Below are 21,804 nucleotides of genomic sequence, written 5' to 3'. Positions count from 1 at the left end.
GGTCGCACGGAGCTGCCGGGCTACGTGGAGCGCTACATGAACGGCGAGCTGAAGATCGATGAGTTCGTCACCCACGACATGCCGTTCGAGCAGATCAACGAGGCCTTCGAGCTACTGCATGCCGGCAAGAGCATTCGTACGGTGTTGCATTTTTAAACGCGCCCGCTGCCGCGCGAATCGTTAGAGCAATACGCGCCACGGCTGTTGCTGAATCAGAGTGCGCGGAATTCCCCGGCTATCCAGTGGTGGCCGGGGTTTATCGGCTTATAGGAGAACGCCACATGACCATGAGCGAACAGTTGGAACTGGTGTCGGCCAACAAATCCTTCGGCGGCTGGCTGAAGCGCTACAAGCACCACTCCCGGGCGCTGGATTGCGAGATGATCTTTGCCATCTATCTGCCGCCCCAGGCCGAAAACGAGCGGGTGCCGCTACTCTGGTGGCTGTCCGGGCTGACCTGCACCGATGAGAATTTCATGCAGAAAGCCGGCGCTCAGCGCCTCGCCGCCGAGCTGGGCATCGCCATCGTCTGCCCCGATACCAGCCCACGGGGCACCGATCTGCCGGGTGAGCATGACAGTTACGACTTCGGCTCCGGCGCCGGTTTCTATGTCAACGCCACCCAGGCGCCGTGGTCGAAGCACTACCGCATGTACGACTACGTGGCAGAGGAGCTGCCTTCGGTGGTGCGCCAGCACTTCCCGGTCAACGGCCGCGAGGCGATCAGCGGGCACTCCATGGGCGGCCATGGGGCACTGGTACTGTCGCTGCGTCGGCCAGGCCACTACACCTCGGTGTCGGCCTTTGCGCCGGTCGTCAATCCCACCACCTGCCCGTGGGGCAAGAAAGCCTTCGGCAACTATCTGGGTGACGATCCGGGCAGTTGGACCCAGTACGATGCCTGCGAGCTGGTGGCCAAGGGCGCCTCGCGACAGCCGCTGTTCATCGACCAGGGCGAGGCTGACAACTTCCTCGACGAACAGCTGCGGCCCGAGCGTCTCGAGGCGGTCTGCGCCGAGCACGATCATCCGCTGACCCTGCGCCGTCAGCCGGGCTATGACCACAGCTATTTCTTCATCGCCTCCTTCATCGAAGACCATCTTCGCTATCACGCCGAGCACCTGTTCAAGAAGCGCTGAACGGCTGCCGGTTAGTGATTCACGACGCCGCTGCCTCTGCAGTGGCGTCGTGGTTCAGGAGACGGCAATGGAAGCGGCATTGGCATGCCGATTCGCGACATTGATTGTCATGGCTTACTGCATCTTGGGGATGCGATAGGCAAATTTGAGCTGTGTCAGCGTCGCTACCCGATTACATTGCCGGGAGACGTACCTGTTTGCGACATGCAGCAGCGACACCTAACAACGATAACAGCGGTCGGCGGTGTTACCGGCGACCTCCCAATGCCAACCGTGCTGGAGTGACCCATGACGTTACCCTCCCAGGCTGCCCGTCCCCCCACAGCCCCCCAGACCCTGGGTTTCTTGCTACTGGACAATTTCACCCTGATTTCGCTGGCCTCGGCCATTGAACCGCTGCGCATGGCCAATCAGCTGGCCGGGCGTGAGCTATATCGCTGGTACACCCTGAGCCACGACGGTGGTCCGGTACGCGCCAGTGACGGCCTGCAGGTGACGCCGGATGCCGCCACGGCCGTGCCGCTGTCACTCGACATGGTGATTGTCTGCGGCGGGGTAGGGCCCAGTCGCAGCGTGCAGCGCGAGCACGTTCACTGGCTGCAGTCCCAGGCGCGTCAATCGCGGCGCCTCGGCTCGGTGTGCACCGGTAGCTGGGCGCTGGCACGTGCCGGCCTGCTCGACGGCTACGAGACCAGTATCCACTGGGAGTGTCTGGCGGCCATGCAGGAAGCCTTCCCGCGGGTGGCACTGACCACTCGCCTGTTCTCCATCGACCGCGACCGCGCCACGGCGTCCGGCGGTACTGCGCCGCTCGACATGATGCTCAACCTTATCGGTCGCGATCACGGACGCGAGCTCGCCGCTGGCATCTCGGAAATGTTCATCTACGACCGGGTGCGCAACGAACAGGATCAGCAGCGGGTGCCGCTCAAGCATGTGCTGGGTACCACGCAGCCCAAGTTGCTGGAGATCGTCGCCCTGATGGAGGCCAATCTGGAGGAGCCCATCGGCCTCGACGAGCTGGGCCAATATGTGGACGTCTCCCGTCGCCAGCTGGAGCGCTTGTTTCAGAAGTACCTGAACTGTTCGCCGTCACGCTATTATCTCAAGCTGCGGCTGACCCGGGCGCGGCAGCTGCTCAAGCAGACGCCGATGTCGATCATCGAAGTCGCCTCGGCGTGTGGTTTCGTCTCCACCCCGCACTTCTCCAAGTGCTACCGCGAGTACTTCGGCATGCCGCCGCGGGACGAGCGGCTGGGCCACTCGCGTTCGTCGCAGAGTGTGGAGTTGACGGTGTTGGGGCCTGCAGCACGCACCGAGACGTCTCAGGAGCTGGTGTCGAGCGCCGTGCTGGCGCTGGCCCAGGCCCGCGGTGAGCCGACCTATGCCAGTGTGCCGCTGTAGGCGTATCCTCGCTTGACCCGCTGCGTTGAGTGCGCGCCCCGAATCTCGGGGCGCGCTTGTTATACTGCCGGTATTCGCTATCCCCGGCGCGCGGCGCCACCGACCCGAGGAGTTATGCTATGGCCCTGGCCTGGCGACACCGAGTCACGCTACGTGGCGTGATGCGTGCCCTGCTGTATGCAGTGATCGGCTTTGTCGCCTTGTCGGTGCTGCTGGTGCTGCTGTTTCGCGTGGTGCCGGTGTTTGGCTCGATGGTGATGGTGGAACGCAAGGTCGAGTCTTGGGTGAGCCGCGAGCCGATTCGTATCGAGCAGCAGTGGCGCCGCTGGGAAGCGCTCTCCGATCACGCCAAGCTGGCGGTGATCGCCGCCGAGGATCAGCGTTTTCCCCACCACCGCGGTTTCGATGTGGACGAGATGCGACGTGCTTGGGAAGCCAGCCGCCAGGGAGGTCGCCTGCGCGGTGCCAGCACCATCAGCCAGCAAACCGCCAAGAACCTGTTCCTATGGACCGGCCGAAGCTGGCTGCGCAAGGGGCTCGAGGCGTGGTTCACGCTGCTGATCGAGACCCTCTGGCCCAAGGAGCGCATCCTCGAGGTCTATCTCAATATCGCCGAGTGGGACAGCGGCGTATTCGGCCTGGAGGCTGCAGCCCAGCACTATTTCGGCGTCTCCGCCAGCCAACTCAACGCTCACCAGGCCAGCCGACTGGCGGCTATCCTTCCCAGCCCGCGCAACTGGAGCGCCGCACAGCCCAGTGCCCACGTCGAGCGGCGCAGCGCCTGGATCCGCCAGCAGATGAACAACCTCGGCGGTACCGGCTACCTGGAGCAGTTGTAAGCGCGGTTATCGAGATCGCGACAGCCATGACGCTTTTGGGATTTCCCCCGTCGTTTCCAAGCGTCGCCTGCCCATGGGGCGGCGCTATGCTGCCGGCACGTCCACGTCACTGCCGGAGACCCTCCCATGACCCCCCGCGAACTGCACGACGACGCCATCGTTATCGACGGCCTGATCATCGCCAAATGGAACCGTGAGCTCCTCGAGGACATGCGTCGGGGTGGCCTCACCGCCGCCAACTGTACCGTTTCCGTGTGGGAGGGCTTTCAAGCCACCGTCGACAATATCGTCAGGTCCAACCAACTGATGGCCGAGTGCAGCGACCTGGTGCGCCCGGTGCGCACCACTGCGGATATCACCCGGGCCAAGGAGGAGGGCAAGACCGGCATCATCTACGGCTTCCAGAACGCCCATGCCTTCGAGGACCAGATCGGCTACGTGGAGATCTTCAAGCAGCTGGGCGTGGGCATCGTGCAGATGTGCTACAACACCCAGAACCTGGTGGGCACCGGCTGCTACGAGCGCGACGGCGGTCTCTCCGGCTTCGGCCGTGAGATCGTCGCCGAGATGAACCGCGTCGGCATCATGTGTGACCTCTCCCACGTGGGTGCCCAGACCTCCGAGGAGGTGATCCTCGAGTCCAGCAAGCCGGTTTGCTACTCCCACTGCCTGCCCTCCGGCCTCAAGGAGCACCCGCGCAACAAGTCCGACGCGGAGCTGAAATTCATCGCTGATCACGGCGGCTTCGTCGGCGTGACCATGTTCACTCCCTTCCTGCGCGCCGGCGTCGACGCCACCGTCGACGACTACGTCGAGGCCATCGAGTACGTGATGAATATCGTCGGCGAAGACGCCATCGGGATCGGCACCGACTTCACCCAGGGCCACGGCCATGAGTTCTTCGAGTGGCTCACTCACGACAAGGGCTACGCCCGCCGCCTGACTCGCTTTGGGGAGATCATCAACCCCGAGGGCATCCGCACCATCGGCGAGTTCCCCAATCTCACCGAGGCGCTGCTGCGTCGTGGTTTCAGCGAGCCTGTGGTGCGCAAGATCATGGGCGAGAACTGGGTGCGTGTCCTCAAGGATGTATGGGGCGCCTGACGATAGCGGCTGAGGCGACTCCTCAGCGAGGAGCGCCGGGGGCAGGCCGAAGAGGAGGTCCGATTCCAGGGAAGGAATCGGTAGCGTACAGGGAAGTATTCACAGCGCCTCCTCGCAGGCCTGTCGCCGGATCAGCTCCGAGCGGTGCTGCCAAAGACGATGCTCTTGCCCGCAATGCTATAACAAACAAGTTTTGAGGAAACCAACCGTGACCAAGATGGCTCCCGAACTGCCCATCGAAGTGGATAGCGAGACCGGCGTCTGGACCAGCGATGCCCTGCCCATGCTCTATGTGCCGCGCCACTTCTTTATCAATAACCATGTGGCCGTGGAGGAGGCGCTGGGCGCCGAGACGTACGCCGAGATCCTCTACCACGCCGGCTACAAGAGCGCCTGGCACTGGTGCGAGAAGGAGGCCGAGTGCCATGGCCTCGAAGGTGAGGCGGTGTTCGAGCACTACATGACGCGCCTCTCCCAGCGCGGCTGGGGCAAGTTCATCACCGAGGCCATCGACCTCGACGCCGGCACCTGCCGGGTGCGCCTGGAGCACAGCGCCTTCGTCTACCAACTGGGCAAGGTGGGTCGCAAGATCGAGTACATGTTCACCGGCTGGTTCGCCGGGGCCATGGACCAGATCCTCGCTGCCCGCGGCAGCGACCTGCGCACCGTCGCCGAGCAGACCCAGAGCGCCGCCGAAGAGGGCTGCGAGGTGGGCTATTTCGAGACCAAGCCGCTGACCGGCGCCGCCCGCTAAGCCCCGGGAACGAGGAGAGAGAACCATGGCATTCGACGCGATCTTCCAGCCGATCGAGATCGGCAAGCTCACCATCCGTAACCGGGTCGTCAGCACCGCCCACGCCGAGGTGCATGCCACCGACGGCGGCATGACCACCGACCGCTACGTCAAGTATTACGAGGAGAAGGCCAAGGGCGGCTGCGGCCTGTGCATCTGCGGCGGCTCCTCGGTGGTTTCCATCGACAGCCCCCAGGCTTGGTGGAGCTCGGTGAACCTCTCCACCGACCGCATCATCCCGCACTTCCAGAACCTTGCCGACGCCGTGCACAAGCATGGCGGCAAGATCATGATCCAGATCACCCATATGGGGCGCCGCTCGCGCTGGGACGGTTTCGACTGGCCGGCCCTGGTGTCGCCCTCCGGGATCCGTGAGCCTGTGCACCGCTCCACCTGCAAGACCATCGAGGAGGAGGAGATCTGGCGCATCATCGGCGACTTCGCCCAGGCTGCGCGGCGGGCCAAGGAAGGAGGGCTCGACGGCGTCGAGCTCTCCGCCGTGCACCAGCACCTGATCGATCAGTTCTGGAGCCCGCGGGTCAACAAGCGCGAGGACCAGTGGGGCGGCAGCTTCGAGGGGCGCATGAAATTCGGCCTGGAGGTGCTCAAGGCGGTGCGCGCCGAGGTCGGCGACGACTTCTGTGTTGGCATGCGCATCTGCGGTGACGAGTTCCATCCGGACGGCCTGTCCCACGAGGACATGAAGCAGATCGCCGCCTACTACGATGCCACCGGCCAGCTCGACTTCTTCGGCGTGATCGGCTCCGGCTGCGACACCCATAACACCTTGGCCAATGTCATTCCCAACATGTCCTACCCGCCGGAGCCTTTCCTGCACCTGGCGGCGGGCATCAAGGAAGTGGTCAGCGTGCCGGTGATCCACGCCCAGAACATCAAGGATCCCAACCAGGCTCAGCGCATCCTCGAGGGGGGCTATGTGGACCTGGTGGGCATGACCCGGGCGCATATCGCCGACCCGCATATCATCGCCAAGATCAAGATGGGTCAGATCGACCAGATCAAGCAGTGCGTGGGCGCCAACTACTGCATCGACCGCCAGTACCAGGGCCTGGACGTACTGTGCATCCAGAACGCTGCGACGTCCCGTGAGTATATGGGGCTGCCGCATATCATCGAGAAGAGTGAAGGCCCCAAGCGCAAGGTGGTGGTGGTGGGCGGTGGCCCCGGCGGCATGGAGGCGGCCAAGGTAGCGGCCGAGCGCGGCCATGACGTCACCCTCTTCGAGGCCGCGGAGGCCCTGGGCGGGCAGATCACCATCGCCGCCCAGGCCCCGCAGCGCGACCAGATCGCCGGTATCACCCGCTGGTATCAGCTGGAGCTGGCGCGCCTCAACGTCGACCTGCGCCTGGGCACCCGCGCCGACGAGGCGACCCTGCTCGACCTGCGTCCGGATATCGTGGTGCTGGCCACCGGCGGCCAGCCCTTCCTCAGCCAGTACCCGGAGTGGGGCTACACGGAGAATCCCGAGGAGAGCCTGGTGGTCAGCACTTGGGACGTGCTAAGCGGCAAGGTCGCCCCGGGTAAGAACGTGCTGATCTATGACGCCATCTGCGAATTCTCCGGCGTCTCGGCGGCGGACTATCTGGCCGACAAGGGCGCCAAGGTGGAGATCGTCACCGACGATATCAAGCCCGGCGCGGCGGTGGGCGGCACCACCTTCCCCACGTATTACCGCAGCCTCTACGAGAAGGAGGTGATCATGACCTCCGACCTGATGCTGCATAAGGTCTACCGCGAGGGCGACGGCCTGGTGGCGGTGCTCGAGAACGAGTACACCGGCGCCCTGGAGGAGCGGGTGGTGGACCAGGTGGTGGTCGAGAACGGCGTACGCCCCGACGAGAGCCTCTATTACGCCCTCAAGGAGCAGTCGCGCAACAAGGGGCAGCTGGACCTGGAGGCGCTATACGCCGCCCAGGCCCAGCCGTGCCTGAGCGAAGAGGGGGCAGAAGGCTTCCTGCTGTTCCGCCTGGGTGACTGCACGGCGCCGCGCAATACCCACGCGGCCATCTACGACGCGCTGCGGATCTGCAAGGACTTCTGACGGTGTACGTGATCTTGTGCAGCCCGAGGGCATGCTCAAGTCGCGCCTTCAGCGATTCGCCCGAGACGAGACGCCGCAACGCGGTTCTGCCGAAGGGACTCGGCAGAGGCGTGGGGGCCAGGGATGGCCCTTCCACGCCGTGACCGCAGGTTGCCAGTCGAGAGTCGGAATAGCGAACGCGTGGCGCGCTTGTGGATGGTCCTCGGCTGCCAGAGCCGACAAGGGATGGCTGACCCCGTCAGGCCGCTAACGTCAAACCACCACTTCTAGCCTGCGAGGTGAGCGAGATGCTCGAGACCCTGCTGCCGATACTTATCTTCGCCGCCCTGGGCCTGGCGGTGATCGGCGCCATTCGGCGCATACGCCTGTGGCGCCAGGGACGACCCGCCGCCGTGCCGCTGCTCAAGGGCCTGGCCGCACTGCCGCGCCGCTACCTGGTGGACCTGCACCATGTCGTAGAGCGCGACAAGATGATCTCCAATACCCACGTGGCCACCGCCGGTGGCTTCGTGGCCGCCGCCGTGCTGATGATCCTGGTGCATGGCCTGGGCCTGGCCCAGGGTGTGCTGGGCTGGCTGCTGCTGGCGGCCAGCGCCACCATGTTCGTGGGCAGCCTGTTCGTGGCCCGGCGTCGGCGCAACCCGCCTGCGCGGCTCTCCAAGGGCCCTTGGATGCGCCTGCCGAAGAGCCTGATGGCCTTCTCCCTGAGCGTCTTCGCCATTACCCTGCCGGCGGTGGGTATCCTGCCTGCCGACTTCGGGCACTGGCTGCTGGCGCTGGTCCTGGCCGCCGTGGTGGTCTGGGGCCTCGGCGAGATGGTCTTCGGCATGACCTGGGGCGGGCCCATGAAGCACGCCTTCGCCGGGGCGCTGCACCTGGCCTTCCACCGACGCGCCGAACGTTTTTCTACGAAAGGGGGGCAGGGCAACCGCTCCACCGGCCTCAAGGCGCTCAACCTGGACGACGAGGCGGCGCCGCTGGGCGTCGAGACGCCCGCCGACTTCACCTGGAACCAGCTGCTCGGCTTCGACGCCTGCGTGCAATGCGGTCGCTGCGAGTCGGTGTGCCCGGCCTTGGCCGCCGGCCAGCCGCTCAACCCCAAGAAGCTGATCCAGGACATGGTCGTTGGCATGGCCGGCGGCAGTAATGCGAACTATGCCGGCACCCCTTACCCTGGAAAGCCCACTGGTGAACATCACGGTAGCCCCCATGGGCCCATCGTGGCCCCTGATGCAACGACGGGCGGCAAGGCCCTAGTGGATGCCGAGACCCTATGGTCCTGCACCACCTGCCGCGCCTGCGTGGAAGAGTGTCCGATGATGATCGAGCACGTCGATGCCATCGTCGATATGCGTCGCCACCTGACCCTGGAGCGGGGCCAGACCCCCAACAAGGGGGCCGAGGTACTCGATAACCTGATCGCCACCGACAACCCCGGCGGTTTCGATCCGGGCTCGCGGTTGCACTGGGCGGCGGACCTCAACCTGCCGCTGATGGCCGACGTCAAGCAGGCCGAGGTGCTGCTGTGGCTGGGCGATGGCGCCTTCGATATGCGTAACCAGCGCACCCTGCGCGCCCTGGTCAAGATACTGCACGCCGCCGAAGTGGAGTTCGCGGTGCTGGGTACCGAGGAGCGCGACAGCGGCGACGTGGCGCGGCGCCTGGGTGACGAAGCGACCTTCCAGTCGCTGGCCAAGCGCAATATCGCCACCTTGTCGAAGTACCGCTTCCAGCGCATCGTCACCTGCGACCCGCACAGTTTCCACGTGCTGGGCAACGAGTACGGCGAGCTGGGCGGACCTGATTTCAATGCAAACTGGGAGGTCCGTCACCACAGCACCTTTATCGCCGAGCTGTATGATGCCGGCCGGCTGGCCTTCGCCCCCTGGAAGGGCGGTAGCGTCACCTATCACGATCCCTGCTATCTGGGCCGCTACAACGGCGAGTTTGATGCGCCGCGCAACGTGCTCAAGGCGCTGGGCATCGAGGTCAAGGAGATGGAGCGCTCCGGCTTCCGCTCGCGCTGCTGCGGCGGCGGCGGTGGGGCGCCGATCACCGATATTCCCGGCGAGCGGCGGATTCCCGATATGCGCATGAATGACGTCAAGGAGACCGGCTCAGAGCTGGTGGCGGTGGGCTGTCCCCAGTGCACCGCCATGCTCGAGGGCGTGGTGGATGCCACCGCCGAGGTGCGCGATATCGCCGAGCTGGTGGCCGACGCCCTGGTGGCGCGCCCTGCCGGCGAGGCGGTCGATGCAAGCCGCCGGTCCGCCGGCAAGACCACCGTCGAGGAGGTGCTCTGATGAGCGAGATTCGTCGTCGCGACCCACGCCGCGAGTGGATTGCCCGTAACCGCCTGCACCCAGAGCACGCCAGCGTGCTCGCCGAGCAGGGGGGCGCCGCCAGCGAGTGGCTGGGCCCCAACGGGGTGATTCGCAAGAACCCCCGCGCCATCGGCTTTATCGGCCCCAATGGCATCAAGCGCATCGACCGCAGCGGCGCCCAGCAGGGCGGCCATGCGGCGGGCGCGGCCCGTCAGGCGGCCCAGGATAGCCGTCGCCAGGTGGAGATTCCCGAACCGGCCTTCCTGGTGGCGGTGGTGCCGGAGCTCTCCGGCGGGCGGCTCTCCGGTCACGACAAGGACCTGCTGGGCCTGGCCCGGCGCCTGGCCGATGCCGACCCGGCGCGTCCCGGCGCCGTGTTGGCGGTGGTATTCGGCGAGCACAAGGAGGACGCCTTCGGCGAGGCGGGTATCGATCGCCTGCTGCACCTTCCAGGCGACGGCTACGCCGGCTTCGCCCCCGAGGCGCGGCTGGCGGCGCTCACCGCGGTGGAGCGCGAGCTGGCACCGCGCCACTGGCTGCTTCCCGACTCGCCGCTGGGCGGGGCCGACCTGGGCCGGCGCCTGGCGCTGCGCCTGAGTGAACGCCCCGCCACCGGCGTCTGGCACATCGAGCATGACGACCAAGCGCCGCTGGGTTGGCGCTGCACCGCCCGCGGCGCGGCGGAGAGCCTGGATATCCAGCGGCCCCTGCCGCGGGTCGCCCTGGCGCTGGCCGAGTGTGCCGAGCCGGTGGACGAGACCCGTCACGCCGCCGAGCCGGTGAGTCTGGTGGAGACCCTTCCCAGTGCCTTTTCGCGGATCGAGGACCTGGGGCAGGTGGCAGTGGACCCCGCTGGGGTGGCGTTGGCCGAGGCAGAGTTCATTGTCTCCGCCGGCAATGGCGTCAAGGACTGGGAGAGTTTCCATCATGCCGCCAAGGTGCTGGGAGCGACGGAAGGCGCCTCGCGGGTCGCGGTGGACGACGGTTTCATGGCCCGCGACCGTCAGGTGGGGGCCACCGGCACCTGGGTCACCGCCAGGGTCTACCTGGCGGTGGGCATCAGTGGCGCCATTCAGCACCTGCAGGGTATCCAGACCTGCGACAAGGTGGTGGCCATCAACCTCGACCCCGGATGCGACATGATCAAGCGCGCCGACCTGGCGGTGATCGGCGACAGCGCCGAGATCCTCGCCGCCCTGGTGGCCATGGTGGAACAGCAGCGAGGAGGGCAGCGCGATGCGGCCTGAGCAGCAGGGAATCGAGGTGGCGGTACTGGTCTCGGTGGGGCGTCACCCCATCACCGGGCGCGCCCGCCGCGCCGATCAGGATGCCCGGGGCCTGGAGATGGCCCTGGGCCTGGAGCACCAGCTGCCCGGCAGCCGGGTCAGCCTGTTGCATGCCGGCCCACGTAGCGAGGAGGGCGAAGCGGCGCTGCGCGGCTACCTGGGCATGGGGCTGGACACCCTGACCCTGCTGGAGCAGGCCGAGGGCAGCGATGCCATCCCGGCCCTGGCCGAGCACCTGGCCGCGGCGCCGCCGCAGTTGGTGATCACCGGGGCCCGGGCGGAGCGCGGCGAGGGCTCGGGGCTCCTGCCCTATGCCCTGGCCGAGCGCCTGGGCTGGCCGCTGGTCAATGGCCTGGCCGCGGTGGAGAAGGTCGAGAACGGCGTGGCGACCCTGCTGCAGGCCCTGCCCCGGGGCCAGCGGCGGCGCCTCAAGGTGCGCCTGCCGGCCATCGTCAGCGTGGATGCGGCGGCCCCGGCGGCGCGCCAGAGTGCCTTCGGCCCGGCTCGCCGGGCGGAGCTGGCGGCGACGGCGGTCTCCGCCGAGCCGGATCGTGAGCTGGCCGAGTGGCAGCTGGCCCCGGCCCGCAAGCGCCCCAAGCGACTGAAGATCGTCAAGGCCGCCTCGGCCCGGGATCGCTTCAAGGCCGCCGCCGCCAAGGCGGAGGGCGGCAGTGGCCAGGTGCTGGAGGGCGTCTCGGCGGAGCAGGGCGCCGAGGCGATCCTCAAGCTGCTGAATGAGGAGGGGGTGCTGCGCTGACGATGTGAGCGCCCCCTCATAACGCATAAACCCCGGTCTAGGCCGGGGTTTATGCGTTACGGCATTTGGCGTTGCGGTCAGGCCAGCCGCGCACCCGCAGGCTCGCGCAGCTCCTCGCGAAGCCCCTTGATCAGGCAGAAGGCCATGCCCAGCAGTACCAGGGTAAAGGGCAGGCCGGTGGCCACGGCGCCGGCCTGCAGCGCGCTCAGCGCGGTGCTGCCACCGCCGTAGAGCAGGATACCGGCGATCACCCCCTCGAGAACGGCCCAGAACACACGCTGGCCGCGGGGGGTGTCGGTCTTGCCACCGGCGGTGATGTTGTCGATCACCAGCGAGCCGGAGTCCGACGAGGTAATGAAGAAGATCAGTACCAGCAGGATCGCCAGGCTGGAGGTCAGGGTGGTCAACGGCAGATGCTCGAACATCTGGAACATTGCCAACGAGACATCGCTGATACCATCGGCCAGGGCGCCGACACCGGCAGCCGACTGGTTAAGGGCGGTGCCGCCAAAGGCGCTCATCCACACCAGCGTGACCAGGGTCGGCACCAGCAGCACGGCAACCAGGAACTCACGCACCGTACGGCCGCGGGAGACCCTTGCGATGAACATGCCGACGAAGGGTGACCAGGAGATCCACCAGGCCCAGTAGAACACCGTCCAGCCGTGGTACCAGGTGGTGTCGTCGCGGCTGACCCAGTTGGAGAGTGGCACGACATGACTCACATAGGCTAAGGCGGTGCTCCACAGGTTGTTGACGAACAGCAGCACGCCGCCGGTGACGACCACGAAGGTGAGCAGCGCCAGGGCGATCACCATGTTGATGTTGGAGAACAGCTTGACGCCGCCGTCGATGCCGCGCCACACCGAGAACAGCGCCACGGCGGTAACCGCCACGATGATTGCCAGTTGGGTGCCGATGGTATTGGGTATATCGAACAGGTAGTTGAGACCGCCCGCCGCCTGGGAGGCACCGAAGCCCAGCGAGGTGGCCAGGCCGAAGATGGTGGCCAGCACCGCGACGATGTCGATGAAGTGGCCAAACCAGCCGCGCACCCGCTCACCGAGGATCGGCGTGAAGGCAGAGCGCAGGGTCAACGGCAGGCCGCGATTGTAGGCAAAGAAGGCCAGTGAGAGGCCCACCACGCCATAGATCGCCCAGGGGTGAAGGCCCCAGTGGAACATGGTGGCACCGATCGCCGCGCTGGCCCCGGCTGGGGTGTGCGCTTCGGCATTGAGCGGGGTGCCGTACCAGTCGGTGTAGTAGGCCACCGGCTCGGCCACGCTCCAGAACATCAGGCCGATGCCCATTCCCGCGGCGAACAGCATGGCGAACCAGGAAGTGGTCGAATACTCCGGCCGGGCCTGGCTGCCACCCAGGCGAATGCGTCCTACCGGCATGGCAATCAGCGCCAGGCACAGCAGCACGAAGAGGTTGCCGGCGATCATGAACAGCCAATCGAAGTACTCGATCGACCAGCCGCGGGCGGCGCTTAGGTGGCTGTTGGCGGCGTCGGGATAGATCAGGGCATAGAGGATGAAGGCTAGGATGGCCAAGGCCGAGAGAGGAAAGACGGGATGATGGAAGTCCATCCCCAGCACCTGGGTATTGTCTTGCCCAGGCGACAGGATAGGCGCCTCGTCATGGTTCATGGGGTTACCTCGGTGGTTGTTATTGGTGTCTCTTGCTTACAGCCGGTTGTGACGAAATACCGGGCTAACCATTGTTATGCTCACCGAGGGGTAGCAGTGTCGTGAAAGCGACCTGTGGTTGTCTTGATCGGTCTTGTGTAAGGCAATGCCGCGCACGGCTAGGGCGTGTTGGTGCAAACGCGATCTACTGACGCAGGGCCAGGCGGGTTCCGGGCGTCTCGGCACGCCCGGCGATCAGGTGTCAGGGGGTAGCCAGGATCACGATGGCGAGGCAACGCTCACAATGCAGTTGCGCCCCGCATGCTTGGCGCGATAGAGCGCCTTGTCGGCCTGCTCCAGCAGTTGGGTGGCGGTCTGTTCGTGATAGCCCACCACGCCTGCCGACAGCGTAATGCTCAGCCGCTCATCGGTGAGAGGGGCGTTGGCCAACGTATGGCGGACTCGCTGCATGGCCTGCTCGGCCCCAGCGGTGTCGACGCTGGGCATCACTGCCAGGAACTCTTCGCCCCCCAGGCGTATGACCAGATCGCTCTCGCGAAGCTGGTGTTTGACCAATGCTGCCAGTTGACGCAGTACCTCGTCGCCGACGGCATGACCGTGGCGGTCATTGACCTGCTTGAAGTGATCCAGGTCGAACAGGGCAATGCACAGCTCGACCCCGTAGCGGTTGCTGCGATGCATCTCCTCGCTGAGTCGGTCCAGGCCGGCGCGGCGGTTGAGCAGGCCGGTCAACTCGTCGTGGGTCGCGAGGTAGGTCAGGCGCTGATTCATCTCCTCCAGATCGCGTTCGAGCTGCTTGCGGGCGGTGATGTCAACCACGAAGGTCACCTTGCGCGGTCGCCCGTCATCGCCGTGAATTCTCACCGCGTCGGCCAGAATGGTGCGAACCTCGCCGTCCTTGCGTTTTACCTCCCACTCGCCGCGTAACTCGCGAGTTTCATCGCCGCGGATAAAGCGCCGATGTAACTCATCCATGTAGTGCTGGTTGGCTGTCGGCACCACCATAGTGAATGACTCGCCGAGCAGCTCTTCCTGGTCGTAGCCGTAGAACTCGCAGTAGGTCGGGTTGACCATCTCGAAACGGCCGTCGGGATCGGTAATGCAGATGCCTACCGGGGCGGCCTCGATGACTCGCTGAGTGTTGCGCTGACTGCGGGTCAGCCGCTCCAGCCAGGCCTGCTCGCGTTGCTGCTCCCGTTGTGGATCAACCATGCGGCGTGCTGCCACGCTGCTGAACGACGCGGCGCAGGTCGAGCAGCTTTTCACTCAAGGAATGCTGGCAGAGCGACTCCAGGGCTGGGCGCGCAAAGTAGAAGCCCTGCTGGCGCTGGATGCCCTGACGGGCCAGCCACAGGGCCTCTTCGCGGGTCTCGACGCCCTCGGCGATCAGGCCGATATCGAGCTCTTTGGCGAGGCCGTGCACCGCGCGCAGGATGGCCTGCCGACGACAGTCCTGGTCGCAGCCCATGACCAGCTCTCGATCGATCTTGAGCTTGTCGGGGCGCAGGTCGGTAAGCAGGTCCAGGTTGGCGTAGCCGTTGCCGAAATCGTCGATGGCGGTGGTGAAGCCCATGCTGCGGTAGGCGTCGATGATGCCGCGCAGGTGTTGGCGGTCCTTGACCAGCTCGGTCTCGGTGATTTCGAAGACGATCCGATCCGTCGGCCAGCCGACCCGCTCCGAGACCTCCAGTGTGGCCTGGATGCACGCCTGGGGCTCATACACGGCGTTGGGCAGGAAGTTGATTGATAGACGCTCCTGCATGCCCAGACGGCTGGCGAGTTCGATGGCCTTGACCCGACAGGCCTGATCGAAGCGATACATCAGGTCATCGGTGACCTTGGAGATAATGCTGTAGGCCGATTCGCCGCCGGGGCCGCGCACCAGGGCCTCATAGGTAACAACGCTGGCGGACTCGATGTCGACGATCGGCTGGAAAGCCATCGTGAAATCGAAGGGAAGGGGAATGTCGCAGCGCCCGCACTGGCTGTCGACCCTGGCACAATGACCCATAAGCGTTTCCTGTTCTCTTGCCGATCTGATAATAAGGTTAGACGACTATTGCCTATATTATCGGCTCATCTCGCCGGGACTTTAGGCGCGCTCTTGGCTACCTTCGGTTTGCCTTTGACGGTCATCACCACGCCGCTCAGTGCGATCGCCATGCCCAGCAGGGCAATCGGTGGCAGTCTCTCCCCGAACAGCCACCAGGCTTCCAGGGCGGTTACCGGCGGCACCAGATAGAACAGGCTCGCCACTCGCGACGCTTCGCCGCGCTTGATCAGCGCCATCAGCAGCAGGATCGCGGCAATCGACAGGATGCACACCAGCCAGGCCAATGTCAGCATGAAGGTCGGCGTCCAGTCGATCTGGCGCTGCTCGAACAGCAGCGCGGCGACCCCGAGCAGCGCCCCGGCGGCCAGGTACTGCACGACCGTACCCGAGAGCAGTGGCATCGCGGTGCAGAAGCGCTTCTGGTAGAGGGTGCCGCAGGCGATCCCCAGCAGTGCTACCGCGACTGACAGCAGGGCAGGCAGACCGAAGCCCTGGAACAGCGCCGCTCCGGGATCGAGTTTGCTGCCCAGCACCAGCGTGATCCCCACCAAGCCTAACGCCAGCCCCAGCCACTGCCAGTGCGTCAGCCGCTCATCGAGCAGCGGTCCGGCCAGGGCGGCAGTGAGCAGCGGCTGCAGGCCCACCAGCAGCGAGGCCAGCCCCGCCGGCATGCCGAGGTAGATACCGTAGAAAACCCCGCCCAGATAGGCGCCATGCACCAGCAGGCCACTGATGGCGATGTGGCCCCACTGCCTGCCGCCTTGCGGCCAGTCGCCCTTGAGCAGCATGACCAGCGGGATCAGCAGCGCCAGGGTCAGCACGAAGCGCACGAACAGGAAGGTGAAGGGCTCGGCATAAGGCAGGCCGTACTTGGCGCCGATAAAGCCGGTACTCCACAGCAGCACGAACAGGATAGGCATCGCAGCAAGGGCCAGGCGGGTAGAGCGTTGGGCGGACATCAATGGATTCCTTGTTCCCACGGACGGGCGATAAGTCGACCCAAGAGACTACGCCTTGGCTGCAGTGGCGAAAAGCATTCTGCATTCGCCGGGCTTGCTCCGCGCAACGTGACAGCTGACGCTTGTTGATAATCTGTATCATCTTGGAGGTAAGTCATCGACGCAACCGGCCTGAGAAGGGGGCTAACAGGTTGGTCGTGCCTCGCATGTCTCTCTGTGGATACTTTTGTAACAGATGTGGCAATCATTTGTTTCTTTCTGTTACCTGAAAAGTTTGAACCCTCATGGGACACGGTCGTCACAGTGGAGCACATACTCAAGCAAAATCCCTGGAGGTATTGATATGCAACGGATGACTGCCCTGTTCTCTGCCGCGCTGCTGACTGCCGGCCTGATGTCTGCTCAGGCAGCTTTCGCTCAGGACCCCGCCCAAGATCCCGCAGCGGCGCCGGAGCAGCAGGCGGTACCCGCTCAGGATTTCTCCGATCAGGAGCTTCAGCAGTTTGCCGATGCTTCTCAGGAAATCGCCATGATTTCTCAGGAGTACACCGAGCGCCTGCAGGGGGCTGAAGACGAAGCGACCCAGCAGGAAGTCCGCATGGAAGCCAATGACCGCATGGTCGAAGTCGTGGAAGACAGCGGTCTGGATGTCGATACCTTCAATGCGATCGGCCATACCATCCAGCAGGACCCGGAAATGATGCAGCGCGTTCAGGAAATGGCTGAACAGTCGTAAGCTGCACATCGCGTCGACTCCCATCGACAATGTGAGCGTCAAGGGCCGCCAAGCGCGGCCCTTGGCGTATCTGGACGACGCCTTGGTCGCTCATGGCGACGTCGGTCGCGTGGCGACTTTACAGGGGACGCTGGGCATATCAGACTTCAGCCAATAACGCCGGGCCGGGAGTGGACATGGACATCGAACTGCTGGAAATTCGCGAGCAGCTGGCCCGCTTCGCCCCCTTTGATAGCCTCAGCGATGAGCATCTCGACAGCGTGGCGGGGCGCATTGAAGTTGCTTACTTCAAGGCCGGCAGCGATATCCTGCGACTCGACGATCCCGTCGAGGATCTTTACTACATCCGCAGTGGCGCGGTAGAAATCTACTGGCGCAACGGGGAGCTTTTCAATCGCCTCAGTGAAGGCGATATCTTTGGCCATTTCAGCCTGCTGCGTAACCGCAAGGTGCGCTTTCCCGCCAAGGCCCTCGAAGACACCCTGATCTACTTCATTCCTGGCGATGTTTTCCACGAGCTGTGCGAGCACGATGAGCACTTTGCCGACTTCGTCGAGTTTGGGCGGCCGCGGTTAAAAGCGGCGGTAGAAGAGCAGCACAAGAGCAACGACATGATGATGACGCGGGTGCGCAAGCTGGTGTCGCGCTGCCCGTTGATGGTCGAAGAGAGTGCCAGCGTGCAGCAGGTAGCACGGCAAATGAACGAGGAAAACGTCTCCTCGGCGCTGGTGCTGTCGACCGACGAGGGCGACCCGCGCTATCAGTTCAGCGATCCCAACGGTCAGTCCTGGACGCTGCAGGGCATCGTCACCGACCAGGATCTGCGTAACCGGGTGCTGGCCGAGGGGCGCAGTGTGTCGACCCCGGTTGGTGAGATCGTCAGTTCGAAGTTGATCAGCGTGCAGTCGGACAAGTCGGTGCATGAGGCAATGCTGGCGATGCTGCGCAACAACGTGCACCATCTGCCGGTGCTCTATCGGCGCCGACCCATGGGGGTGCTGCACCTCTCCGATATCATTCGCTACGAGACCCACAGCAGCCTCTACCTGGTCAGCAACATCTTCCATCAGCCCGATGCGATGGGACTAGCAAGACTCAAGCCGGATGTGCGCGAGGCCTTCGTGAGGATGGTCGAGGAGGGCGCCAACTCGCACATGGTCGGCTCGGCGCTGTCGACCATCGGCCGCAGTTTCACCCGCCGCCTGCTCGAACTCGCCGAAGAGGAACTGGGGCCACCGCCGGTGCCCTACTGCTTCATGGCACTGGGCTCGATGGCGCGTAACGAACAGAGCATCGTCACCGATCAGGACAACGCGCTGATTCTCGACGACAGCTTCGACCCGGCGCGGCACGACGACTATTTCGCGACCCTGGCCAAGCGCGTCAGCGATGGTCTCGACGCCTGTGGCTACCCCTACTGTAAGGGGGACGTCATGGCCACCAACCGCCAGTGGCGTCAACCGCTGTCGGTATGGAAGGGCTATTTCAGCGACTGGATCGACCAGCCGCGGCCGGAGCACTTGCTGCACAGCTCGATCTTCTTCGATCTCGACAGCGTGCACGGCGAGGAGGCCTTCGTTGAGCAGCTGCAGGACCTGGTGGCGAGCAAGGCCTCGCAGAGCCCGCTGTTTCTGGCTGCCATGGCGCGTAACGCGCTGGGGCGTACGCCGCCGCTGGGATTCTTCCGCACCTTCGTGATGGAGAAGGACGGCAAGCAGAACAACACCATCAATATCAAGCGGCGTGGCACGGCGCCGATGGTCGACCTGATACGCGCGCATGCCCTGGCCTGCGGCTCGCGGGCGCAGAACAGCTTCGAGCGCCTCGACGATATCGCCAACACGCAGCTGCTGCCGGCCGGAACCGGCGACAAGATCCGCTACGCCTTCGAGTTCATGTCCATGGTGCGTATCCGTCACCAGGCCATCGACCTGCAGGAGGATCAAGAGCCCGACAATAACATCGCCCCGAGCAATGTCTCCGACAGCGAGCGCCACCACCTCAAGGACGCCTTTCAGCTGCTCAGCAACGCCCAGAAGTTTCTCAAGTTCCGCTATCCCATGCCGTCGCGGCGCTGATCGGCATGCTGTCACTTCCGATGTTCAAGCGTCCTGCACCGGTCTGGCCAGACTATCTGGCGCGCCGTGCCGGAGAAGCCCGTGACCCGCGGCTGGCCGAACTCTTCGCGGCCACCAGTCAGTTGACGCCGGAGATGCCAATCGGCGAGGCGCCAATGGTGGCCATGGATATGGAGACCACCGGTCTCGATGAGCGCCGTCACGCCATCGTCAGTATCGGCCTGGTGCCGTTCAGCCTTGGCCGTATTCGGCTTGCCGAGCGGCGCTACTGGGTGGTGCGTCCACCGCGGCCGCTGGTGCGCCAGTCGGTGGCATTTCACCGTATCACCGACTCCGAGATCGAGCACGCGCCGGACCTCGATGAGATCCTCGACGCGCTGCTGGCCGCTCTGGCCGGGCGCCTGGTGGTGGTTCACTACCGGCATATCGAGCGGCCCTTTCTGGATGCGGCAGTGCAAGCGCGACGCGGCGAGAGTCTGCGTTTCCCGATGATCGATACCATGTCGCTGGAAGCACGCATTCACCGACAGTCGCTGTGGGCGCGCTTTCGTCGCTGGATAGGGCGTCCGCCAGTGTCGATTCGTTTGCATAACAGCCGTGAGCGCTATGGCTTGCCGCCGTATCAGAGTCATCATGCACTGATCGATGCGCTGGCCACTGCCGAGCTGCTACAGGCGCAGATCGCTGCCCGCCATCAGCCAGACACGCCGATCAGTCAGCTCTGGAGCTGACTGCACTAGACGCAAGAAGGCGGCCCTTGGGCCGCCTTCTTGCGTTGGGTTGGAGACTGTTCAGGACGCGCGTGGTTCGCTCATCAGCCCTTTGACGATGGCGTAGCAGCCCACCAGCAGCACCACGGTGAAGGGCAGGCCGGTGGAGATCACCGCGGCCTGCAGTGCCGCCAGGCCGCCGCCCAGCAGCAGCGCGATGGCAATGGCACCCTCGATGATGGCCCAGAAGATACGCTGGGGCTTAGGTGCGTCGACCTTGCCGCCGGCAGTGATGGAGTCGATCACCAGTGAACCGGAGTCCGACGAGGTGATGAAGAACACGATCACCAGCGTGATGGCGATGAAGGAGGTGATCTCGGTCAGCGGCAGGCCGCCCAGCATCACGAACAGCGCATCGGCCTCGCCCTCGAAGGTGCCGGCGAGCAGCTGTTCGATACCGGCGCTGCCAAAGGACGTCATCCACAGCACCGAGACCAGCGACGGCACCAGCAGCACGGCGATCAGGAATTCGCGAACGGTACGGCCGCGAGAGACCCGTGCGATGAACATGCCGACGAACGGCGACCAGGAGATCCACCACGCCCAGTAGAAGGCGGTCCAGCCCTGGCTGAAGTTGGCGTCTTCACGGCCAAAGGGATTGGACAGCGCCGGCAGGTTGACCAGGTAACCCATCAGGTTCTGAAAGAAGCCGGTCGCGATCATCAGCGTCGGGCCGACGAGGATCACGAACGCCAGCAGCAGAAACGCCAGGCCCATGTTGAGCTGGGAGAGGCGTTGCACACCCTTGTCCACACCTAGCAGGATGGACACCATGGCGACGATGGTAATGCCCACGATCAACAGCACCATGGTGGTGTTGGTGTCAGGAATACCGAACAGGTCGTTGAGCCCGTTAGTGGCCTGTTCGGCGCCCAGACCGAGTGAGGTGGCCAGACCGAACAGCGTGGCGAACACCGCCAGGATATCGATCACATGCCCAGGCCAGCCCCACACGCGCTCACCCAGGATCGGGTAGAAGATCGAGCGCATGGTCAGCGGCAGGCCCTTGTTGAAGGAGAAGAGCGCCAGCGCCAGTGCCACTACGGCGTAAATGCCCCAGGGGTGCAGGCCCCAGTGGAAGATGGTGGCGGCCATGCCCAGCGCAACGGCGCCGGCCTCGTCGCCTTCGGCGCCGCCCAGCGGCGACCAGTCGGTCCGTGCACCGTTCTCGGTGGCCACGCCTCCCATGGCGGACTGGAAGTGGTCCATGGGCTCCGAGACGCCGAAGTACATCAGACCGATGCCCATACCGGCGGCGAACAGCATGGCAAACCAGCCAGCGTAGCTGAAATCAGGCGTAGCATCCTGCCCGCCAAGCCGCACCTTCGCCAGGGGCGTGAAAATAAGAATGATCGAGAGCAGGACGAATATATTGGCGGATAGCAGGAAGAACCAGGCCATGTTGCTGGTCAGGAAGCCGAAGGTTGCATTGAACAGCGGCGCCACCTGATCTTGCAGGGCCAGGGTGATGATCACGAAGAACAGCACTACGATCGACGAGACCATGAACACCTTGCTGTGCAGGTCTACGTTGATCCCTAGCGGGGAGGCGCTGATGTTGTCCTGGCCGATCACATAGTCGGTATCGATCAGATTGGCTGGACCCTCAGGGGCGGGAATGCCTTCGGAGCTCTCTTGCCGCTCTTTGGCAGAGGGGTCTTGAGAATTCTTATCCACTGCGAAATCTCCGTTGTGCGAATGTTGTGATAGCTCACCCTATTATTGTGACGGTTTGCCAGTGAATTGCCAGGTAAGTGGTGCATTTGGCCAAGATTGGCACCTACGTCGACGGCATTATGGGGCATGGCGTAGGGTGTCGATATCGTCGATACGACCTCGCCGTATCCG

The 21,804-nt window shown here is 64.6% G+C and carries 17 protein-coding genes and 1 pseudogene; 13 read left to right on the top strand and 5 right to left on the bottom strand.

Going from position 1 to position 21,804, the window contains the following annotated elements; translation table 11 throughout:
• The 10 genes and pseudogenes from BLT16_RS21040 to etfB form a co-directional block, all read left to right on the top strand.
• Positions 1 to 156, top strand: a pseudogene (locus tag BLT16_RS21040) (S-(hydroxymethyl)glutathione dehydrogenase); the annotation flags it as partial.
• Positions 157 to 281: 125 nt separating this feature from the next.
• The gene (gene fghA, locus BLT16_RS14140; protein ID WP_089659148.1) at positions 282 to 1,139 is read left to right on the top strand and encodes an S-formylglutathione hydrolase; all 858 of its coding nucleotides are present in this window, start codon (positions 282 to 284) and stop codon (positions 1,137 to 1,139) included.
• 288 nt (positions 1,140 to 1,427) lie between these two features.
• Positions 1,428 to 2,543, top strand: a complete 1,116-nt coding sequence (gene gbdR / locus BLT16_RS14135; protein ID WP_089659147.1) for a choline metabolism transcriptional regulator GbdR — start codon at positions 1,428 to 1,430, stop codon at positions 2,541 to 2,543.
• Between the two features lie 161 nt (positions 2,544 to 2,704).
• The gene (gene mtgA, locus BLT16_RS14130; protein WP_089659163.1) at positions 2,705 to 3,382 is read left to right on the top strand and encodes a monofunctional biosynthetic peptidoglycan transglycosylase; all 678 of its coding nucleotides are present in this window, start codon (positions 2,705 to 2,707) and stop codon (positions 3,380 to 3,382) included.
• Positions 3,383 to 3,508: 126 nt separating this feature from the next.
• Positions 3,509 to 4,486, top strand: coding sequence for a dipeptidase (locus tag BLT16_RS14125; protein ID WP_089659146.1), 978 nt, complete (start codon positions 3,509 to 3,511; stop codon positions 4,484 to 4,486).
• A 208-nt stretch (positions 4,487 to 4,694) separates the two neighbouring features.
• Positions 4,695 to 5,240, top strand: coding sequence for a DUF5943 domain-containing protein (locus BLT16_RS14120; RefSeq protein WP_089659145.1), 546 nt, complete (start codon positions 4,695 to 4,697; stop codon positions 5,238 to 5,240).
• Positions 5,241 to 5,265: 25 nt separating this feature from the next.
• Entirely contained in the window at positions 5,266 to 7,341 is a 2,076-nt protein-coding gene (gene dgcA, locus BLT16_RS14115) for a dimethylglycine demethylation protein DgcA (RefSeq protein ID WP_089659144.1), read from the top strand.
• A gap of 287 nt (positions 7,342 to 7,628) precedes the next feature.
• Positions 7,629 to 9,644, top strand: a complete 2,016-nt coding sequence (locus BLT16_RS14110) for a (Fe-S)-binding protein (RefSeq protein ID WP_089659143.1) — start codon at positions 7,629 to 7,631, stop codon at positions 9,642 to 9,644.
• Positions 9,644 to 10,912, top strand: coding sequence for an electron transfer flavoprotein subunit alpha (gene etfA, locus BLT16_RS14105; RefSeq protein ID WP_089659142.1), 1,269 nt, complete (start codon positions 9,644 to 9,646; stop codon positions 10,910 to 10,912). Before BLT16_RS14110 ends, etfA begins: the two co-directional genes overlap by 1 nt.
• Positions 10,902 to 11,708 (top strand): electron transfer flavoprotein subunit beta, encoded by an 807-nt coding sequence (gene etfB, locus BLT16_RS14100; RefSeq protein WP_089659141.1) that lies wholly within the window; start codon positions 10,902 to 10,904, stop codon positions 11,706 to 11,708. The genes etfA and etfB overlap by 11 nt, the downstream gene beginning before the upstream one ends.
• A 77-nt stretch (positions 11,709 to 11,785) precedes the next feature.
• On the opposite strand, the gene BLT16_RS14095 is transcribed toward etfB, so the two are convergent.
• The 4 genes from BLT16_RS14095 to BLT16_RS14080 form a co-directional block, all read right to left on the bottom strand.
• Positions 11,786 to 13,360: a BCCT family transporter gene (locus BLT16_RS14095; RefSeq protein ID WP_089659140.1), complete on the bottom strand. Its 1,575-nt coding sequence runs from the start codon at positions 13,358 to 13,360 to the stop codon at positions 11,786 to 11,788.
• A gap of 258 nt (positions 13,361 to 13,618) precedes the next feature.
• Entirely contained in the window at positions 13,619 to 14,572 is a 954-nt protein-coding gene (locus BLT16_RS14090) for a sensor domain-containing diguanylate cyclase (protein ID WP_089659139.1), read from the bottom strand.
• On the bottom strand, positions 14,565 to 15,371 hold the full coding sequence (locus tag BLT16_RS14085; RefSeq protein ID WP_089659138.1) for an EAL domain-containing protein: 807 nt from the start codon (positions 15,369 to 15,371) through the stop codon (positions 14,565 to 14,567). Before BLT16_RS14085 ends, BLT16_RS14090 begins: the two co-directional genes overlap by 8 nt.
• A gap of 65 nt (positions 15,372 to 15,436) precedes the next feature.
• Positions 15,437 to 16,372, bottom strand: coding sequence for a DMT family transporter (locus BLT16_RS14080; RefSeq protein WP_089659137.1), 936 nt, complete (start codon positions 16,370 to 16,372; stop codon positions 15,437 to 15,439).
• Positions 16,373 to 16,715: 343 nt separating this feature from the next.
• Here BLT16_RS14080 and BLT16_RS14075 point away from each other — a divergent pair, with 343 nt between their 5' ends.
• The 3 genes from BLT16_RS14075 (at position 16,716) to BLT16_RS14065 (ending at position 19,917) form a co-directional block, all read left to right on the top strand.
• Positions 16,716 to 17,108 (top strand): DUF4168 domain-containing protein, encoded by a 393-nt coding sequence (locus BLT16_RS14075; protein WP_089659136.1) that lies wholly within the window; start codon positions 16,716 to 16,718, stop codon positions 17,106 to 17,108.
• A gap of 176 nt (positions 17,109 to 17,284) precedes the next feature.
• A complete protein-coding gene (locus BLT16_RS14070) occupies positions 17,285 to 19,186 on the top strand; it encodes a DUF294 nucleotidyltransferase-like domain-containing protein (protein ID WP_089659135.1) in 1,902 nt (633 codons plus the stop codon).
• A 5-nt stretch (positions 19,187 to 19,191) separates the two neighbouring features.
• The gene (locus tag BLT16_RS14065) at positions 19,192 to 19,917 is read left to right on the top strand and encodes a 3'-5' exonuclease (protein ID WP_089659134.1); all 726 of its coding nucleotides are present in this window, start codon (positions 19,192 to 19,194) and stop codon (positions 19,915 to 19,917) included.
• A gap of 60 nt (positions 19,918 to 19,977) precedes the next feature.
• Here the strand turns inward: BLT16_RS14065 and BLT16_RS14060 are convergent, their stop codons facing one another.
• Positions 19,978 to 21,633, bottom strand: coding sequence for a BCCT family transporter (locus tag BLT16_RS14060; protein WP_089659133.1), 1,656 nt, complete (start codon positions 21,631 to 21,633; stop codon positions 19,978 to 19,980).
• Positions 21,634 to 21,804 lie beyond the last annotated feature (171 nt).

It is taken from the genome of Franzmannia pantelleriensis, assembly GCF_900102875.1.
GTDB lineage: Bacteria > Pseudomonadota > Gammaproteobacteria > Pseudomonadales > Halomonadaceae > Franzmannia > Franzmannia pantelleriensis.
Note: the sequence above shows the minus strand (reverse complement) of the source record. Positions and strands in the feature narration are given on the sequence as shown.

Bases quoted from the DNA above. Each gene is read 5' to 3' on its own strand.
- fghA (WP_089659148.1), top strand. From the start codon at position 282: ATGACCATGAGCGAACAGTTGGAACTGGTGTCGGCCAACAAATCCTTC.
- gbdR (WP_089659147.1), top strand. From the start codon at position 1,428: ATGACGTTACCCTCCCAGGCTGCCCGTCCCCCCACAGCCCCCCAGACC.
- mtgA (WP_089659163.1), top strand. From the start codon at position 2,705: ATGCGTGCCCTGCTGTATGCAGTGATCGGCTTTGTCGCCTTGTCGGTG.
- BLT16_RS14125 (WP_089659146.1), top strand. From the start codon at position 3,509: ATGACCCCCCGCGAACTGCACGACGACGCCATCGTTATCGACGGCCTG.
- dgcA (WP_089659144.1), top strand. From the start codon at position 5,266: ATGGCATTCGACGCGATCTTCCAGCCGATCGAGATCGGCAAGCTCACC.
- BLT16_RS14110 (WP_089659143.1), top strand. From the start codon at position 7,629: ATGCTCGAGACCCTGCTGCCGATACTTATCTTCGCCGCCCTGGGCCTG.
- etfA (WP_089659142.1), top strand. From the start codon at position 9,644: ATGAGCGAGATTCGTCGTCGCGACCCACGCCGCGAGTGGATTGCCCGT.
- etfB (WP_089659141.1), top strand. From the start codon at position 10,902: ATGCGGCCTGAGCAGCAGGGAATCGAGGTGGCGGTACTGGTCTCGGTG.
- BLT16_RS14095 (WP_089659140.1), bottom strand. From the start codon at position 13,360: ATGAACCATGACGAGGCGCCTATCCTGTCGCCTGGGCAAGACAATACC.
- BLT16_RS14090 (WP_089659139.1), bottom strand. From the start codon at position 14,572: ATGGTTGATCCACAACGGGAGCAGCAACGCGAGCAGGCCTGGCTGGAG.
- BLT16_RS14085 (WP_089659138.1), bottom strand. From the start codon at position 15,371: ATGGGTCATTGTGCCAGGGTCGACAGCCAGTGCGGGCGCTGCGACATT.
- BLT16_RS14080 (WP_089659137.1), bottom strand. From the start codon at position 16,372: ATGTCCGCCCAACGCTCTACCCGCCTGGCCCTTGCTGCGATGCCTATC.
- BLT16_RS14075 (WP_089659136.1), top strand. From the start codon at position 16,716: ATGCAACGGATGACTGCCCTGTTCTCTGCCGCGCTGCTGACTGCCGGC.
- BLT16_RS14070 (WP_089659135.1), top strand. From the start codon at position 17,285: ATGGACATCGAACTGCTGGAAATTCGCGAGCAGCTGGCCCGCTTCGCC.
- BLT16_RS14065 (WP_089659134.1), top strand. From the start codon at position 19,192: ATGCTGTCACTTCCGATGTTCAAGCGTCCTGCACCGGTCTGGCCAGAC.